This is a genomic window from Comamonas odontotermitis (assembly GCF_020080045.1).
Lineage (GTDB): Bacteria > Pseudomonadota > Gammaproteobacteria > Burkholderiales > Burkholderiaceae_C > Comamonas > Comamonas odontotermitis.
The window spans coordinates 1-17272 of sequence record NZ_CP083451.1 but is presented as its reverse complement, the minus strand read 5'-3'; the positions used below and the strand labels follow the sequence as shown (position 1 = coordinate 17272).

Annotated in this window: 10 protein-coding genes and 1 pseudogene; 2 read left to right on the top strand and 9 right to left on the bottom strand. The window is 60.4% G+C overall.

Annotated features, from left to right (window positions below; genetic code table 11):
* Nucleotides 1–135: 135 nt before the first annotated feature.
* From LAD35_RS00055 to LAD35_RS00045, 3 genes are all read right to left on the bottom strand, one after another.
* Nucleotides 136–432 carry a YciI family protein gene (locus LAD35_RS00055; protein ID WP_224150739.1) on the bottom strand — a complete coding sequence of 99 codons (297 nt, stop codon included), beginning with the start codon at nucleotides 430–432 and terminating at the stop codon, nucleotides 136–138.
* A gap of 124 nt (nucleotides 433–556) precedes the next feature.
* Nucleotides 557–1393, bottom strand: a complete 837-nt coding sequence (locus tag LAD35_RS00050; RefSeq protein ID WP_224150738.1) for an alpha/beta fold hydrolase — start codon at nucleotides 1391–1393, stop codon at nucleotides 557–559.
* Nucleotides 1394–1470: 77 nt separating this feature from the next.
* Nucleotides 1471–2262: an aminoglycoside adenylyltransferase family protein gene (locus LAD35_RS00045; protein WP_224150737.1), complete on the bottom strand. Its 792-nt coding sequence runs from the start codon at nucleotides 2260–2262 to the stop codon at nucleotides 1471–1473.
* Between the two features lie 198 nt (nucleotides 2263–2460).
* Between LAD35_RS00045 and LAD35_RS00040 the strand changes: the two genes are divergently transcribed.
* On the top strand, nucleotides 2461–4674 hold the full coding sequence (locus tag LAD35_RS00040; RefSeq protein WP_224150736.1) for a prolyl oligopeptidase family serine peptidase: 2214 nt from the start codon (nucleotides 2461–2463) through the stop codon (nucleotides 4672–4674).
* Between the two features lie 61 nt (nucleotides 4675–4735).
* On the opposite strand, the gene LAD35_RS00035 is transcribed toward LAD35_RS00040, so the two are convergent.
* The gene (locus LAD35_RS00035; protein ID WP_224150735.1) at nucleotides 4736–6058 is read right to left on the bottom strand and encodes an MFS transporter; all 1323 of its coding nucleotides are present in this window, start codon (nucleotides 6056–6058) and stop codon (nucleotides 4736–4738) included.
* A 153-nt stretch (nucleotides 6059–6211) separates the two neighbouring features.
* Nucleotides 6212–8293 carry a TonB-dependent siderophore receptor gene (locus LAD35_RS00030; RefSeq protein ID WP_224150734.1) on the bottom strand — a complete coding sequence of 694 codons (2082 nt, stop codon included), beginning with the start codon at nucleotides 8291–8293 and terminating at the stop codon, nucleotides 6212–6214.
* A 265-nt stretch (nucleotides 8294–8558) separates the two neighbouring features.
* Here LAD35_RS00030 and LAD35_RS00025 point away from each other — a divergent pair, with 265 nt between their 5' ends.
* Complete coding sequence (locus tag LAD35_RS00025; RefSeq protein ID WP_224150733.1) at nucleotides 8559–9650, top strand: siderophore-interacting protein; 1092 nt, start codon at nucleotides 8559–8561, stop codon at nucleotides 9648–9650.
* Nucleotides 9651–9806: 156 nt separating this feature from the next.
* Here LAD35_RS00025 and LAD35_RS00020 read toward each other — a convergent pair.
* From LAD35_RS00020 to dnaA, 4 genes and pseudogenes are all read right to left on the bottom strand, one after another.
* Nucleotides 9807–11379, bottom strand: a pseudogene (locus LAD35_RS00020) (Na+/H+ antiporter).
* Between the two features lie 271 nt (nucleotides 11380–11650).
* Nucleotides 11651–14230: a DNA topoisomerase (ATP-hydrolyzing) subunit B gene (gene gyrB, locus LAD35_RS00015; RefSeq protein WP_224150732.1), complete on the bottom strand. Its 2580-nt coding sequence runs from the start codon at nucleotides 14228–14230 to the stop codon at nucleotides 11651–11653.
* Nucleotides 14231–14355: 125 nt separating this feature from the next.
* Nucleotides 14356–15474 carry a DNA polymerase III subunit beta gene (gene dnaN / locus LAD35_RS00010; RefSeq protein ID WP_224150731.1) on the bottom strand — a complete coding sequence of 373 codons (1119 nt, stop codon included), beginning with the start codon at nucleotides 15472–15474 and terminating at the stop codon, nucleotides 14356–14358.
* Nucleotides 15475–15621: 147 nt separating this feature from the next.
* A complete protein-coding gene (dnaA, locus tag LAD35_RS00005) occupies nucleotides 15622–17172 on the bottom strand; it encodes a chromosomal replication initiator protein DnaA (protein WP_224150730.1) in 1551 nt (516 codons plus the stop codon).
* Nucleotides 17173–17272 lie beyond the last annotated feature (100 nt).

Sequence of the window (17272 nt, the reverse complement as noted above, 5' to 3'; positions counted from 1 at the left end):
GAACCTGTATGCGCCCATTGTAGAACGCATGTTCCGCACACAACTCAGGACAAACCACTATCGCCACCGTTGGCTGTCGCATAAGCGAAAGCACGAGAGGGCGACCATCAATGCAATGCAGCTGGAGGACTCTTTTCAGAGCTTGCACACGCCATCGACATAGGCCTTTCGCCAGCGGGTGATCTTGATGTCTCCAAACAGCCCGATCTTGAAAAAAGGGTCTTGCTCGATGAAGGCACGCGCCTCCTCGGCGCTTTCCACGGCGACGATATACAGGCCGCCGCCTTGGTCGGTGCCATCGTCATTCAGCTTGGCGCCGCATGCGATCAGCGCTGCCTTGTGCTCATCGAGAAATTCGAGGTGTGCATCCCGATTCTCTTTACGCAGGGAAAGGCTGTTGGGCTTGTCAAAGGTTTCGATGATGTAAGGCATACAAGGAGGAGGGATCAAGAGAAGGTATGAAGCGTAGCGCACGCACCCTTCGTACGGGTGATGCGGAGTTGACAGCGGCTGGAGTGCTGTCGGCAGGGCTGCACGAATCGGTTCATGGTGCCGTTCATTCGGTGGGCGTATGCAGGCGCTTCAGAAATGCGATGACGGCGGTGTTGAACAGGGCAGGCTGTTGCCAGGGAGCAAAGTGCCCAACACCAGGCAAGAGAACGAACCTGGCATTGCCCAGGGTGTCTGCCAGATACGCCAGGTGCTCACGAAAGATGAATTCATCATTCTCAGCGTGGCATACCGTGGTCGGTACATCCATCCGTGCAAGCTGAGCCGCCAGGTAATTCGGCTCGCTCGACTGCATGCGTTGAACTGCTTCAAAGACCTCGTCGAAGTTGTCGGGTGTTGGCGACAACGCGGCATATTGCTTGCGGTGGTGTTGCAATACACGCTTGATGCGCGGCGTCATCTCGAACGGCTTGGTTCCGGAAGCGTCCACATTGCATGCAAAGAAGAAGAGGGCATGTACCCGTTCGGGGGACGTTTCGGCCAACACCAGCCCGGTGTCAGCGCCATCGCTCCAGCCAACGATGGCGGCTCTGGATATGTGGAGATGGTCGAGTACTTGCCGAACGTCCGCCGCCATGTCCGTGTAGTGCAATGGCTTGCCGTCCCAGAAGCTGCGGCCCTGGGCACGGCTGTCAATGGTGATGGCGCAGTATCCATGGTCGACCAGCTCGGGGATCAGACACGCCCAGTTGGTGCTGTTGCCCATGCCGCCATGCAGCAGGACAACAGGCGGGCCTGAGCCAAAGACGGCGAACCAGATGCGCACTCCCTGGGCATCAACATACCCGTGGCGCCTGGGATCGGGGAGTGCCGAGAGGCGCTCCTCAAGGTGCAGCAGATCATCGTCGCTCTCCAAGGCGTGCACTCCTTCGTCGTTGTGCATTGCAAGAGGCCAAAGCGGTCATTATTCGACTAGCGGCCAGTATCGACCGCGAGTGGAGCTGCCAGGTGATTCGCCGTTCAGCCAGCCAGCTTTTGCTCCACTTCTGTGCGAGCATCACGCACGAATGCCTGCACGGCTTCGGGCTGGGTGGGCAAAGTGTCCTGCTCCAACCCGAGGTAGGCAGCACGGGCATTTGCGACGATCGCTTTGTGGCGGTCGTCCACGCGTTCAAGTACCCAGGTGGCCGCTTCCTGCTTCGAGCAGATCCGGCCCGTCCACGCTGTGTGCCAGCAGCGGGCGAGTGCGAGAACAATGTTTCGTTCGTCCCCTGCCCAGTCCTCGGGCTGGTTCCACTGCCCGACAGTGTCCAGAAGGGCTCGCTCAAGGTCGGCCTGTGGTACAGGTGGAAGGAGCGCGGAGGCTTCAGGCCCATACAGAGCAATGCTGCTGTCTCGAACCTTGGTGATCAGGATCGCCAGATCCGGGTCCGGCATCGGCGCTTCGAACACACCGCCAAGCAGGTCATGGCGGAGCCATTCGCCAAACTGCAATTCGCGGCGAGCAGGATAGCGCCAGGGCTTCAAATGGGCGAGACTCAGTACGGTGACTTCCAGAGGACGAAGAATGACCGACGTCCCAGGGGGCGCAGAAACCGTGAGGAGCTGCGTCAGAACAGCGCTGCGCTGGCTTTCGCTCGGTGCCTCATCCACGGTCACCAGCAAGTCCAGATCGCTGGAAGGTTGCAGACCCGTATCCACAGCCGATCCAAAAACATGCATGCTGACGATGGCGCTTCCCAGCCCCGCGTCCAGCACGCTGCGCGCCAGTGAGAGTTGGTGGAAAACGGCAGGAGGAAGTGCGCTTGGCATCGGTTCATTCTAAAACGCTGTGCTTGCGCATTGGTCGCGGCGCCATGGGTGCTGCGCATCTCACGCAATTGGCCCCATATGAAGCTGGGAATACCTGGCATTACAACAATAGACGGCCCTGTTTCGCCAGATCGCGCCGTGATTTCCTGCGGCAGCGCTTTGCTGATCTTTCAACCTATTGCTGAGACCGCCTTGCCCGTGTCCCCTTCCACACCGCTTCCTGCCGAGAAATCTTCTTTGACCGCCAACCGCGCCGAGGCAAGCCGGTTCACTATAGGCTGGCCTGCTCTGGCAGCGCCTCAGGCTCCGCGTGAGGACCATGTGATCGAGCAACTGGGGCGCACCCGCAACGACGAGTTTGCCTGGATGAAGTTTGTGCCTGCCGTGGGCACGCGCACCATGGAGAACCTGCCGCCGCGCTTGCGCCAGCACCTGCAAGCCGAACGCGACTATACGCAGCAGCTATTGCAGCCGCTGGCAGCACCTGCACAGGACTTCTACAAGGCAATGATGGCTTATGCGCGCAGTGTTGTGCATGCGCCCGCAGTCGCATCCGCATCGCCCCCTGCGGGCTGGACCTATGGCGTGGAGCCCAGTGCGACACCGGGACACAAGCGGTTTGTACGCCGCCATGCCGATGGACGGGTTGAGGCGCTGGTGGACGAGGCCGAACGAGCCGCAGGCCACGCCTATTACCGGGCTGCCGAGCACCAGGCCAGCCCGGATGAGCGCTATTTCATCTGGGCCGAGGACGTGATCGGCAATGATCGTCATCGCATCTGCTTGCTCGATACGCAGACGGGTGCAACCCAGGAACTCGTACCGGAGGATGCATTTGGATATGGCGGCCTGGTGTTTTCACCGTCGTCGCAGAACGTTTTCTGGATCTGGCGTGATGCTCATAGCCGCCCCTCGCGCCTCTATCGCACGCCCGTGACTGGTGGCGTGGCCGAGTTGGTGCATGAAGAGCACGACCCAGCCTTGTTCATGAAGGTGGCGCGCACAGCGGCCAATGGCTATGTGGCGGTGACTCTGTTCGGACCTGACACGAGTGAGGTGCGCCTGATCGCAGCTGGGGCAGAGTGCGATTCGCCACGCACGTTGCGTGAGCGTGAACGCGGCATTCGGTACGAAATCAACGAGTGGAATGGCTGCCTGATTGCGCTGACCAATGTGGATGGCGCAATCGACCGGCAGATCCTGCGCATGGAGGTTGTCGGCAAGCCGGGCGAGGGCCTGCACGCATCGGCAGCGGTTGAGCCACTGGTGCCGCACCGCCTTGGTGTCCCCATCATTGCAATGCAGCCTTTTGCGTCTGTCCTGGCGCGGCTGGAGCGCGTGGATGGCCTGCATCGCCTCGTGCTGCTGCGGCCCGACGGCCACGAGACGGTGATTGCATTCAGCGAGCCTTCGTACGTGCTGGAGATGCCGCTGGCGCAGCCTTGGGATGCCACGCATGTACGCATTTCCCACCAGACGCTGGCACAGCCGCCGCGCTGGCTGAATGTGCGTCTGAGCGACGGACAGATCACCGAGGTGGAGCGCGAGAGCTATAGCGGGCTGGATTCGGACCGCTACCTGATCGAGCGTATGCACGCGGTTGCTGATGATGGTGAACGAGTGCCCATCACCGTGCTTTCCCGCAAGGATCTGGCAGGAGGCCAGCTACAGCCATTGCCTTTGCTGCTCACCGGCTATGGCGCATATGGCATTGCCTATGAGCCGGCGTTTTCACTGCCGGCGCTGGCCTGGGTGGATGCCGGTTACTGCTATGCGATTGCCCATGTGCGTGGCGGCTCGGAAAAGGGCTATGACTGGTACCAGGGCGGTTGCCGCGAGCACAAGCGCAACTCGATGAGCGATTTTCTGGCCTGCGCACAGCACCTGCAGCGCATGGGTTACAGCACGCCAGCGCAGACGGTGAGCCATGGCGTGTCGGCAGGCGGCTTGCTGGTATGCGGCGCGGCGAATATGCGGCCTGACCTGTGGGCAGGTGTCATCGCGCAGGTGCCATTTGTCGATATGCTCAACACCATGAGCGATGCGGGCCACCCGCTGGTGCCGCTGTTGCGTCCCGATTGGGGCGACCCGCTTGCAGACCCGGATGCCTACGACGCGATGGCAGCTATTTCCCCCTACGAGAATGTGCGTGATGCCGCGTATCCGCCGGTGTTGTGCACAGCGGGTCTCAAGGACGACCGGGTGCCTTACTGGGAACCCGCCAAGCTGCTGGCCAATATCCGTCGCCATTCCAGCAGCAGCGCGCCTGCGTTGCTGCTGCTCAACCCGGACAGCGGCCATCAGGAGAGCGATCAGCCACAAAGCGTGCTGCAGCAGGCTGCGCAGCTATGGGCGTTTGCCGCGCATTGCATCCACACGGCGGCAGCTGTAGAAAAGCACACCAGCCGTTGAACGCATGCCGCCGCATGCCCGTTCTGCGCAACCGGCTGTATGCCCTGCTGCGCGACCGGCATTACGTAGCGGGCGCGGCAGCTACCAGGGCTGCGCTTTGCGTTGCGCTACGCGTATGCAGGAACAGCCGCCATGCGCAATAGGCGGAAATCAGCAAGGTGGGCACTGCAGTGATGGCGATGGCGCTGAGCATGCGGCCATGCACCAGCCAGGTGGATACAAAGCCCGCCAGCAGAGGTCCCAAGGCGCTGAAGACCGACACCACAAAGCTCCACAGCGCAAAGCAGCGCGCGCGCAGCGGTGGCGGGGCCAGATCCTGCAGCATGGTGGGCACCAATGCATTGGCCGTGCAGGTGACGAACAGGAACAGGCCCACGACCACAAATGCCTGCTGGAGTGAAGCGGTGGAATAGAGCATCAGAATCGCGGGTACAGCCAACAGCGCACATATGCCCATCAACATGGGGCGCACTGCGGCGCCCAGGCGCTTGGCAAGCCAGCGGTCGAGCCAGCCCACCACCGGCAGGCAACCAAGCGTGGCGACCAGCACCAGTCCTCCCAGCACCTTGCCGATATGTGCTGGCGTGGCATCGAAGCGGCGCTCCAGCGCCAAGGCCATCAACTGGTTCAGGCCCTGTACGGCAATCATCAGGCTGCCAGCCACGCCAACGAACAGCGCGATTGGCCGCCAGTGCTTGCGCAGATAACCTTGTAGTGAACCCGCGTCGGTGGCCTCACCCTGCATCGCATGGCGAGGCGGATTGGCGGTGAACAGGCCCGCCACCAGCAGAGGTAGGCCGGCTGCCGACAGCAGCAAGAAGGCTTTGCGCCAGGGGTCGAGTTGGCCGGGAATCCATGCCATGGCAGCAGTCTGGATATCGCCAGCGTAGTAAAAGCCCGCGCTCGCGCCGGTCGAGACCAGGGCAGCAAAACCAAGATTGGCGAACACACGGTGGCGCTCGGGCGCCAGATCGGGAATCATCGAGTACACCAGCGGCACCATTGCAAATTCGGTGATGCCTGCCGCCGAGCGGCCCAGGAAAAACAGCGGAAAATTAGGTGCCAGTGCGCTGAGCACCATCATGGCTGTCGATGCCAGGACCAGGCACAGCAGCACCCGCTTGCGCGAGAAGCGGTCGGCAAAGCGAGCCAGCGGTATCGCCAGCGCGCTGCCTACCAGCACACCCGCCAGACCTTGAAGCGCGCCGACTGCGGCATCGCTGATGGCAAAAGTCTTCTGGATGGCCGACAGCGAGATGGCCTGCAGACCGTAGTCGCTCATCTGCACGCCGGCCGTCAGGCCCAGAAAGACCACGGTCAGCAAGCTCCGCAGCGACCACTGCGCAGGGCTCTGGGCCTGTTCGGCAATGGAAGAGGTTTTCATAAAAATAAGGTTTTTCCCGGCTGGCGCAAGAATGCATGACGCCCGGGGCGCATGTGGCGCAGCCGGGCGGACTTGCTTGCAGGAAGAGCCATGGCTAGCTGGCCGAAGGCTGCACTCGCCAGGCGTTGGGCGCAGCCTTCGAGATAGGCATGTTTACTTCCACTTGTACTGCAACTGAAGATCGACCGTGCGTGCGCCGCCGTAGTAGCAGTAGAAGTCACAGCCGCTGACATAAGTCTTGTCGGTAAGATTGCGTGCATTGAATTGCAGCGCCCATTCGCGGCTGATGTCGTATCGCACCATCAGATCCAGCAGCGTATAGCCAGAGATGCGTGTGCCAGGGGTGTAGCGTTGGTCTTCGGTGGAGCCGTTGTAGCGCGCGCCGGCGGCCACGGTCAGCTTCTGGCTGTTGGCCAGGGCGAAGGCATGGCTCACCCACAGGCTGGCCTGGTTGTCGGGGATCAGCGGCGTACGCACTGTCTGCGTGGCAGTCACATCCTGGCGGGAATTGTTGTGCGTATAGGCAGCTTTGATGCGGGTATTGGTGCCCAGCTTGAAGTCGCCCTGCAACTCAATGCCCTTGTTGGTGCGCTTGCCCGTCTGCGACTGGATATTGGAGGCATCCGAGACCAGTGCGTTCTTTTCCTTGACGTCGAAGTATGCCAGCGTAATGTTGCCGCCGTTCAGCCAAGTCGGCTCCAGCTTTACACCCATTTCGCTTTGCTGGCCTTCATAGGGACGGTAGGCGTTCCCGTAGCCATCGACACCATCGACGGGCTTGAACGATTCGGAGTAGCTGATATAGGGCGAGACCCCGAAATCAGTGATGTACATTGCGCCGGCATTGATGGAGTTCTTGCTGACGTCATAGCCAGAATCGGCACCATTGGTACGGCCATTGTTCTTGGCCTTGTCGTGGCGGATGCCGGCGTTGAAGTTCCAGTGGCTGCCTACGCGCATTTGGGTGGATGCATAAGCACCCCATTGCTTGGAATGCAGGCCGTAGGGCGTGCCCGTCACGTCAAAAGGTGCGCCATAGACGGGGTTGAACATGTCGAGATTAGGCACTGCGCCAAAGCCATTGTTCAGACCATCGGTATCGGATTTGAGGTAATCGATGCCGAAGGTGGGCAGCAATTGCACGCTGTCACCCAGGCGCAGGCGACCGCTGATGCGGTTGTCCAGGTAATGGGTTTTGGCCTTGCCGTCGGTATAGGTATAGCCACGCCGCAGCTCACGGTCGCCGTTGGAGCCGTAGGCGAAAGTATTGGTCTGGTCGAGATCGAGGTTGGTGTATTTGTAGTTCTGCGTGAACTTCCAATCCTGGTTGAACTGGTGGCTCAGCAGCCACCCCAGGCTCGATTGGGTGCGTCTGAGCTGATCCACGCCTGGCTCCCCGGCATTGAGTCGGCGGTCGATGCGTCCATACGGCGTGTCGATGATGATGCCGTACGCAGGCAGGAAGCCGTTGGTCGGGCGTCCATCTTCGCGCTGGATGCTGCCCAGAAGCGTCAGAGAAGTGCGCGGGCTGAACTCCATCGTGACGCTGGGCGCCAGATAGTAGCTCTTCATGTTGGTCTCGCGCTGCATGCCGTCTTCCTTGCGGGCTTGCGCTACAAGGCGGTAGTACACCGAGCCATCACTGTTGGCGATGTTGTTATAGTCAACGCTCAAGCCCAGGCGGTTGTTGTTGCCTACCTCGGTGTTGAGTTCAAGCGCGCGCTGCTTTTGAGGGCGTTTGGTCACCAGGTTGACGACGCCACCAGTCTCGGAGGCACCAAATACCAGAGCGCTGGGCCCCTTGAGCACTTCGACCGATTCGACCCCGAATACCTCAGGCTTCCAGACAAAGTAGCCATTGGGCGAGGTGGGGGTTCCATCGAGCGAAACCGAAGCATCAAACCCGCGGATCTTGAACCACTCTACCTTGTTGTCTGCGCCAAAAGGCTCGCTCAGCACACCAGCCTGGTATTGCAGAGCCTGGTCGAGCTTACGTGCACCCAGGGCGTCGATCTCGTCCTTGCGGATCACAGCGCTGGAATTGGGCGCATAGAAATCGAGGCTTTGCAGCTCGTCGACGGTACCTACAACGGTGACGGTCGAGAGTGTCTTGTCAGCGGCGGTGGTGTCGTCGGTGGATGGGGCGGTTTGGGCCATCAGCGGCATGGCCAGGCCTGCAGCACCCATGGCGATCAATGCGGCTCGTACAACAGGGGTGTATTGCGCGTAGAACATAGAATTCAAAAAGTTAAAAAAAGAAGCGGGCACTCACGCCGCTGTCTTGGAGCGAATTCTACGATTCAACTGATAATTATTCTCAAGTGCATTATCATTTGTGGTAAATATGTAGCATTCACCGGCGGTTGTTTTGAGCAGCGGCAATACTTGCAGCCGTGACTTCTGGGTTCTGTAGTCCCAGTTCTTGGTTGAACCGCGCCAATGGCAGCTATTGCAGGCGTTACCAGCGTTGAGTGCAATGCATGCAAATACCGCTCTTTCCATGGATACGACAGCATCTACCAGTTCTTCCCTTCAAGGAAGCATCACCATACCGCGTGCGGCGGCCTTCGTTCAATGGCTTACCAGCCTGTGGCGCGACAAGGGCGTCGGGATCAGCGAGCCTGAACCTGATGTGGTTCTTCTGACGCTGGAAGAGGTGGGTGCGCTGCAATTGCGGGTGCTGGCCAGCCGCAAATTGGAGTGCCAGATAGATCCCACGACAGTCCCCATGGGCGGATTGCTGCAGCTGTCACTGACGGAATACCTGGGTGAGTATGCCGACGAGATCGGGCTGCCCGATGGCAGCTGGGACATTGCCTGGGAAGGTCAGGCACCACGCAGCCCGACGCAGTTGCATATTCTGCGGGTGATCAGCAACCGGGCACTGAGCCCGCAGATGCGTCGCCTGCGTCTGCAGTGCACCGATATCCAGCCTTTTGCGGAAGCTGGCATCCATATCCGCATGCTGCTGCCGACCGCTGGCGCGGAGCCGGCCTGGCCTGCTTTGCAGGAGGATGGGCGCTTGCTCTGGCCACCCGGAAAGCCGCGCATGGCGCGCCGTACCTACACCATTCGCGCGGTCGATGTTCCGGGCTCGTGGATCGATGTCGATGTGCTGCTGCACACGGATGCCGATGGCCCGTCGCCGGGCTCCGTATGGGCCGAGCACGCCGTGCCCGGTAGTACGGTGGGTGCCCTCAGCCCGGCCCGTGGGCTGCCCGCGCGTGCGGGTCACCATGTGTTTGTGGCCGACGCTTGTGCCTTGCCTGCTGCCGCACGCATGGTGCAAATGCTGCCGTCAGACCAAACCGTCGCCCTGTTGCTGTGGGTGGCCCATGCGCAGGAGCGCGTCACTTTTGATGTACCGCCTTCACGCGTGCAGGCGCAGTGGATCTGCGGCGGTGAGCCCGGCGCCTCAGCCCCCGAAATAGCGCAGGTGCTGCAATGGCTTGGCAGCCAGTCATGGCATGGCGCTGACACTGCCTTGTGGATAGCGGGCGGTTTGCCATTGACCCAGGCTGCGCGAACCTGGACCGCTACCCAGCCGCAATTGGCAGGGGTGCAGAAGATGGTGCATACCTATTGGCGCTGAAAGAGGCTTCCGGGGAGATGGCCCATGGGCCGGTACTTGGCCCGCGCTGCCGCATTGCGTTGGAGATCATCTATAACGCTTTTTGTAGCAGTCGTTGATGTCTCTCATACGCATACAGCCCATGGAATGCGCCCAAAAATCGAGGGGGAAGCGGCCTTAAGCTCGAATGGCGATGGCAGTCAGCTCTTCCAGATCGAGGTTCTTCTGAAGCTCGACCAACGTATGCTCGTCAATGTCTCCCACTTTGTGCAGGCGGATCAGCTCCGCATGTGCGGCGGCGATTGCCTCCAGCACCACGTCGAAATGGGCGTGGACCGTGGGCATCAACACGGATTCCTTACCCGCGTAATTGGTGTACACGGATGCCTTCTTTTTGTACTGCTCCAGCATCTGAGGATGGATCAACTTGCCTTCCCCGTCGTAGGCCCTGCTTTGTACGACCTGCAGTTGAACCTGCATCAGCGCCGCCTCCGCTTCGCTCATGGACAGGCGGGGCTTGTCGGATTCGGGTGGCACCAACCCCGTCCAACGTATCAGCAAACCGAGAGTGGTTCCCTGAACCAGGACGGTACACAGGATCACCGCGAATGCGCTCACCAGGATGAAGTCACGACCAGGAAAGTCCTCAGGCAGGCTGAGCGCCAGTGCCAAGGTGACGACGCCCCGCACGCCTGCCCAGCCCAGAACCAGTGCGCCGCGTGCACCCAAAGGGGTGTAGCGCCTCATGCCCAGCAACCGGCAAAGCGAGATGGCACCATCGGATAGAAAAATCCAGGCAAATCGTGCAACCAGCAAGGCCAGCAGAATCGACAGAACCGGCACTGCCATTTGTTCCAGCGCCATTCCAAAACCGCCAATGCGCTCTACTACACCACGCAGCGAGAGGCCAATCAGCATGAATACCGCTGTTTCCATCAGGAAAACAGTGACCGTCCAGAAGGCGATGCCGCGCACGCGTCCTGCAGCAGTGAACACCTTGTACTGGTTGGTGCCACAAATCATGCCCGCGATGACGGTAGCGATGACACCGGAGACATGGAGCCGCTCGGCCAGAATGTACGCTGCCCAGGAAACCAACAGTGCGGATGTGATGACGAGGTACTCGTCCTGCAGACGGCGTCCGATCAATACCCAGGCAACCCCCACGGCAGCGCCTATCGCCGCCCCGCCCAAGGCGAGTACTGCAAAGCTTCCCAGGGCTTGCGTGGTGCTGAATGCGCCGGTAATGGCAGCCGCAACCGCAAAACGAAAGAGTACGAGCCCCGTGGCATCGTTGAGCAGGCTCTCTCCTTCCAGCAGCATCAGTACCCGGCGTGGCAGCTTGACCTGCTGCAGCACCGCACGGGCGGAGACCGCATCGGGTGGCGAAACAATCGCGCCCAATGCAGCGCATGCCGCCCACGGCAACGAAGGAAACAGCCAGTGCGTGACGACAGCAACCACCAAGGTGGTAAAGAGCACCGCACCCACGGCCAATGAAGTAATGCCGATGATGTGTTTGCGCAGGTAGCGCACCGAGATTCCCCAGGCTCCGTCGATCAGCAGCGGGGGTAAAAAGATGACGAGGATGAGTTCGGGGTCGGGAGAAAACGCGGGAAGCCCGGGCAGGAAGGCCATCAAACATCCCCCGGCCAGCAGCGGGAAGGCCCAAACGGTTGGCAAGGTAGTGCAAACCGATGATCACCGGCAGGATGGCGATCATGAGCTCGAAAAGCTGCAATGTGTTCATGGCAAAGGCTGAGGGCAGAAAAATGCAGGCCGCCAGAGCACCGTATCGCGTGACTCAGGGTGAGCAGTGGCGAAGCAAACGTTCCCAGTATGCACGATGGAAAGGAGTGGATGCTATTTACTCATGAAAAATGAATGATGATCAATTAAATTGATCATTCAGGTGGCGGTACATTCTTGCAACGGAAAACGCCCGGCATTGCCGGGCGTTTTTGGGGTCAGTACCTCGCAGGTTCTGAGCATATCTGCAGGCTCAGCGAGCGCCTGCAAAATCAAACATCAATATTCCCCGCCCGCAGCGCATTGGTCTCGATGAAGTCGCGGCGGGGTTCCACCTCGTCGCCCATCAGCATGGTGAACACGCGGTCGGCTTCGATGACGTCGTTGACTTTCACCTGCAGCAGGCTGCGCACATCGGGGTCCATGGTGGTTTCCCAGAGCTGTTCGGGGTTCATTTCGCCCAGGCCTTTGTAGCGCTGGCGGGCCGTGGTGCGTTCGGCTTCGCTGATGAGCCATTGCATGGCTTGGCGGAAGTCGCTCACCTTTTCCATCTTGGCCTTTTCGCCTTCGCCACGGGTGACCTTGGCGCCTTCTGCGAGCAGGCCGTGGAAATTCTGCGCCTCGGCAGCCAGTGCGGCATAGTCGTGGCCTTCAACAAACTCTTGCGTGATGATGGAGCTCTTGATGTTGCCGTGGTGGTGGCGGCTGATGCGCAGGATGGGCTTTTCGGTGTGTGGATCGAGTTCACCGCTCACTTCGGCGGGCACGCCGGTGGTCGTCAGCTCACGCAGCTTGGCTTCCAGCACCGGGGCGCAGTCCATGGCGTCTTGCAGGGTGTCGAGCTTGATCTGCACGCCATCGGCAATGGCGCGCAGCGCTTCGGCGTCCAGATAGGACGAGAGGCGTTCGATCACGGTTTCTGCGGCCAGGTGCATGTTGGCCAGTTTGGCCAGCTCTTCGCCTTCGATGGTGCGGGGGGCGTCGCCACCGGTGGTGACATTGGCGCCTTGCAGTGCCACACGCAGCAGGAATTGGTTCAGCGCAGGGCCGTCCTTCAGGTACAGCTCTTCCTTGCCGTTCTTCACCTTGTACAACGGTGGCTGGGCAATGTAGATGTGGCCGGCCTCGACCAGATCGGGCATTTGGCGGTAGAAGAAGGTGAGCAGCAGGGTGCGGATGTGCGCGCCGTCCACGTCCGCATCGGTCATGATGATGATGCGGTGGTAGCGCAGCTTGGCCAGGTTGTAGTCGTCGCTGTTGCTTTTGCCTGAGTCTTCGCTGGCCTTGCCGATACCGGTGCCCAGTGCGGTGATCAACGTGACGATTTCGTTGCTGGACAGCAGTTTTTCGTAGCGTGCTTTTTCCACGTTCAGGATCTTGCCGCGCAGTGGCAGGATGGCCTGGAACTTGCGGTCACGCCCTTGCTTGGCCGAACCGCCTGCGGAGTCACCCTCGACGATGTAGATTTCAGACAGCGCAGGGTCTTTTTCCTGGCAGTCGGCCAGTTTGCCGGGCAGGCCCATGCCGTCCAGCACGCCTTTGCGGCGCGTCATTTCGCGCGCCTTGCGGGCGGCTTCACGGGCGCGGGCCGCGTCGATGATTTTGCCGCACAGGATCTTGGCGTCGTTGGGCTTTTCTTCCAGGTATTCGGCCAGCGTCTTTGCGACGATGTCTTCCACCGGCGCACGCACTTCACTGGATACGAGCTTGTCCTTGGTCTGGCTGCTGAACTTGGGCTCTGGCACCTTGACCGACAGCACGGCGCACAGGCCTTCGCGCATGTCGTCGCCCGTCACTTCCACCTTGGCCTTCTTGGCCAGTTCGTTCTGCTCTATGTATTTGCCGATGACGCGGGTCATTGCGGCGCGCAGCCCGGTCAGGTGGGTGCCGCCGTCGCGTTGCGGGATGTTGTTGGTAAAGCAGAGAACGGATTCGTTGTAGCCGTCGTTCCACTGCATGGCCACTTCCACACCGATTTCGGTGCCGGGAATGCCGCCGTAGGATTCCGCCGGGCGCGAGCCGGTGGCGTAGAAGGGCGTAGGGTGCAGCACCTTCTTGTTGGCGTTGATGAAGTTGACGAAACCTTGCACGCCGCCAGCGCCGGAGAAGTCGTCTTCCTTGCCGTCGCGCTCGTCCTTGAGGCGGATGCGCACGCCGTTGTTCAGGAAGGAGAGTTCACGCAGGCGCTTGGCCAGGATTTCGTAGCGGAACTCGTAGTTTTCCTTGAAGATTTCCTGGTCGGGCAGAAAGTGCACTTCGGTGCCGCGTTTTTCGGTGGTGCCAACGATGCGCATGGGCGAGACTTCGACGCCATCGACGGTTTCGATCAGGCGGTTCTGTACATGGCCGCGCGAGAAGTCGATCTGGTGAACCTGGCCTTCGCGGCGCACGATGAGCTTGAGCTTGACCGACAGTGCGTTGACGCAGGACACGCCCACGCCGTGCAGGCCGCCCGAGACTTTGTAGCTGTTCTGGTTGAATTTGCCGCCCGCGTGCAGCTCGGTCAGGGCGATTTCGGCAGCCGAGCGCTTGGGCTCATGCTTGTCGTCCATCTTCACGCCGGTAGGGATGCCGCGGCCGTTGTCCACCACCGACAGCGATCCGTCGGCATGAATGGTGACGAGGATATCGTCGCAGTAACCGGCCAGCGCTTCGTCGATGGAGTTGTCCACCACCTCGAACACCAGATGGTGCAGGCCGGTGCCGTCGGAGGTATCGCCGATGTACATGCCGGGGCGTTTGCGCACCGCCTCCAGGCCTTCCAGAATCTGGATGGCGCCTTCGCCGTAGCCGCCTGCATCAGGGGTGCTTGGCGTGCTGGGAGATTGTTCCGGCTGGTTTTCTGCGGTCATGAAGCTGCCTTGGTACTGCAAAAACAGGAGCTAGAGGCGCCTGTTTTGTCTTGAATTCAAATATCTATCTATCGCAAAGAGAGTTGCAGCATACGCTGCAAGCTCTCTTTTCAGGAGCAATGCGCTTACATGCGCATGGGCATCACCACGTACTTGAAGCTGTCGTTCTCCGGATTGGTGATGAGGGCCGAGTTGTTGTTGTCGGCAAAGTCGATGCGCACCATGTCCTGGCTCATGTTGGAGAGCACGTCGATCAGATAGGTGACGTTGAAGCCGACTTCCACCGATGGACCGCCGTAGTCGATGTCGAGCTCGTCCATGGCCTCTTCCTGCTCGGCGTTGTTGGCTGCAATGCGCAGCGTGCCGGGCTCGATGGTCAGGCGCACGCCCTTGAACTTGTCGCTCGTCATGATGGCCGTGCGCTGCATGCTGGCCAGGAGCGGCGCGCGGCCCAGGGTCACGTTGTTGGGGTGGTTGCGTGGAATGACGCGGTTGTAATCTGGGAACTTGCCTTCGACCAGCTTGGTGACGAATTCCATGCCTGCAAAGGTAAAGCGCGCCTGGTTGCTGGCAAACTGCATCTCGATCACGGGCTGGTTGTCGCCGCTCGCGTCGCTCAGGAGGCGCTGCAGCTCCAGCACGGTCTTGCGCGGCAGGATCACTTCCTGCTTGGGCACTTCCACATCCAGCGTGGCGCTGGAGAACGCCAGGCGGTGGCCGTCGGTCGCCACCAGGCTGAGGGTGTTGCCTTCGGCCACGAAGAGGATGCCATTGAGATAGTAACGAATATCCTGCACCGCCATGGCGAAGGAGACCTGGCTCATCAGGTCCTTGAGCACCTTTTGCGGCACGCTGAACACGGGGCCGAACGAGGGTGCCTCTTGCACCAGCGGAAAGTCTTCAGCGGGCAAGGTCTGCAGGGTGAAGCGGCTCTTGCCACCCTTGAGAATCATCTTGGACTGCTGCGTCTCCAGGCTCACGGTCTGGTCGCCAGGCATGGTCTTCAAGATGTCGATCAGCTTGCGCGCGCCCACGGTGGTGGTGAAATCGCCCATGTCGCCACCCAGCTCTGCGGTGGTGCGGATCTGGATTTCCAGGTCGCTGGTGGTCAGCTGCAGCGCGTTGCCGGTCTTGCGGATCAGCACGTTGGCCAGAATGGGCAGGGTATGGCGCCGCTCGACAATGCCGGCGACCGATTGCAGAACTGCGATGACCTTGTCTTGTGTGGCCTTGAGGATAATCATTTCAACCTCTTGTCAAATTGCGGAGTTGTTGCGGACAGCAGCCATGCAAGGAGCCCCCTCTGCCCCTGTCCCATCTGCCATTGTGCCTGCGCAAAGCAGGCGATTTGCGAAAACGATTGTTTCGGATAAAACGAAAGTTTCCATTGGTTAACCTTTCAGAGTCTGCTCCAGCACATGCAATTGCTGGTTGAGCTCGGTCAGCTGCTGGCGTTCGCCGCCAATCTTGCGCACGGCGTGCAGCACGGTGGTGTGGTCGCGGCCGCCGAACAGTTCACCGATTTCGGGCAGGCTCTTCTGCGTCAGTTCCTTGGCCAGGTACATGGCAATCTGGCGCGGGCGGGCGATGCTGGCCGGGCGCTTCTTGCTGTACATGTCCGCCACCTTGATCTTGTAGTAATCGGCAACGGTCTTCTGGATGTTTTCCACGCTGATCTGGCGGTTTTGGATCGACAGCAGATCGCGCAGTGCCTCGCGTGCCAGCTGGATCGAGATCTCTTTCTGGTTGAAGCGCGAGTAGGCCAGGATCTTGCGCAGCGCGCCTTCGAGTTCGCGCACGTTGGAACGCACGTTCTTGGCAACGAAGAACGCCACTTCCTCAGGCATTTCTGTGCCTTCGGCGCGTGATTTGTTGATCAGAATCGCCACGCGCATTTCCAGCTCGGGCGGCTCGATGGCGACCGTCAGACCCGAATCAAAGCGCGACACCAGACGCTCGTGGATGTTGGCCAAGCCCTTGGGATAGGTGTCGGAGGTCATCACGATGTGGCTCTTCTTGGCCAGCAGCGCTTCAAAGGCGTTGAAGAATTCTTCCTGGGTGCGGTCCTTGTTGGCAAAAAACTGCACGTCATCGATCAGCAGCAGATCGAGCGAGTGGTAGCGCTCCTTGAACTCGTCGAAGGTGCGGCGCTGGTAGGACTTGACCACATCCGAGACGAATTGCTCGGCATGGATGTAGAGAACTTTGGCGTCCGGGTTGTCGGCCAGCAGCTTGTTGCCCACGGCATGCACCAGGTGGGTTTTACCCAGGCCCACGCCGCCATAAATGAATAGTGGGTTGTACAGATGGCCGGGTGAAGCCGCCACATGCATGGCGGCCGAGCGGGCCATGCGGTTGGCCGTACCTTCGACCAGGGTGTCAAAGGTCAGGGCTGGATTGAGCCGGTTGCGGAAGTTGCCGCTGCCGTTGATGCTATCAATTTCAGAGCTTCCACCACCGGCTGTGGCAGGGGCAGCCTCGTGCTGAGCCGCATGCTGCTGGGCATTGCCCCGAAAGCCGTCGCTGCCATAATCTTGCGCGTTCTGCTGGTAGCCACCGCCACTGCGGTTGGCCGGGCCGTACGAGGGACCCAAGCCCATGCCAGACGACGTGCCGCTGGCGTAACCTGCCGCTGGCGCGCCGGTGCGTACCGGGCGCACCACGGTGCGCACGGCAGCATCGCGCTGGGCAATGGCCAATTCGATGGCGACGGGCTGACCATAGGTTTCCTCCAGCATGGCAGCCAGTCGGCCGGCATATTGGGCGCGGATCCAGTCCAACTTGAACCGGTTGGCGACATAGAGCGTGACCTTGGACAGGTCGTCTGACACGACGGCGGTCAGCGGCTTGATCCAGGTGTTGAACTGTTGCTCGGGCATTTCTTGGGCCAGTTGCTCTACAACTGCGCGCCACAGACCTTGGCCCAGGCTGGCTTCATCCATTGCGTATCTCGCGGAAATATTCGCCCCACTCAATCTTGTAATTGTGGATAAGGGGGAATGTTGATTGACTGGCTATTGTAGCTTGTGCAAAAGTTATCCA

What these genes read in the sequence shown, in the direction of transcription:
- LAD35_RS00035 (WP_224150735.1), bottom strand. Translation starts at nt 6,058, where the DNA reads ATGAAAACCTCTTCCATTGCCGAACAGGCCCAGAGCCCTGCGCAGTGG.
- LAD35_RS00030 (WP_224150734.1), bottom strand. Translation starts at nt 8,293, where the DNA reads ATGTTCTACGCGCAATACACCCCTGTTGTACGAGCCGCATTGATCGCC.
- LAD35_RS00050 (WP_224150738.1), bottom strand. Translation starts at nt 1,393, where the DNA reads ATGCACAACGACGAAGGAGTGCACGCCTTGGAGAGCGACGATGATCTG.
- LAD35_RS00025 (WP_224150733.1), top strand. Translation starts at nt 8,559, where the DNA reads ATGGATACGACAGCATCTACCAGTTCTTCCCTTCAAGGAAGCATCACC.
- gyrB (WP_224150732.1), bottom strand. Translation starts at nt 14,230, where the DNA reads ATGACCGCAGAAAACCAGCCGGAACAATCTCCCAGCACGCCAAGCACC.
- dnaN (WP_224150731.1), bottom strand. Translation starts at nt 15,474, where the DNA reads ATGATTATCCTCAAGGCCACACAAGACAAGGTCATCGCAGTTCTGCAA.
- dnaA (WP_224150730.1), bottom strand. Translation starts at nt 17,172, where the DNA reads ATGGATGAAGCCAGCCTGGGCCAAGGTCTGTGGCGCGCAGTTGTAGAG.
- LAD35_RS00045 (WP_224150737.1), bottom strand. Translation starts at nt 2,262, where the DNA reads ATGCCAAGCGCACTTCCTCCTGCCGTTTTCCACCAACTCTCACTGGCG.
- LAD35_RS00055 (WP_224150739.1), bottom strand. Translation starts at nt 432, where the DNA reads ATGCCTTACATCATCGAAACCTTTGACAAGCCCAACAGCCTTTCCCTG.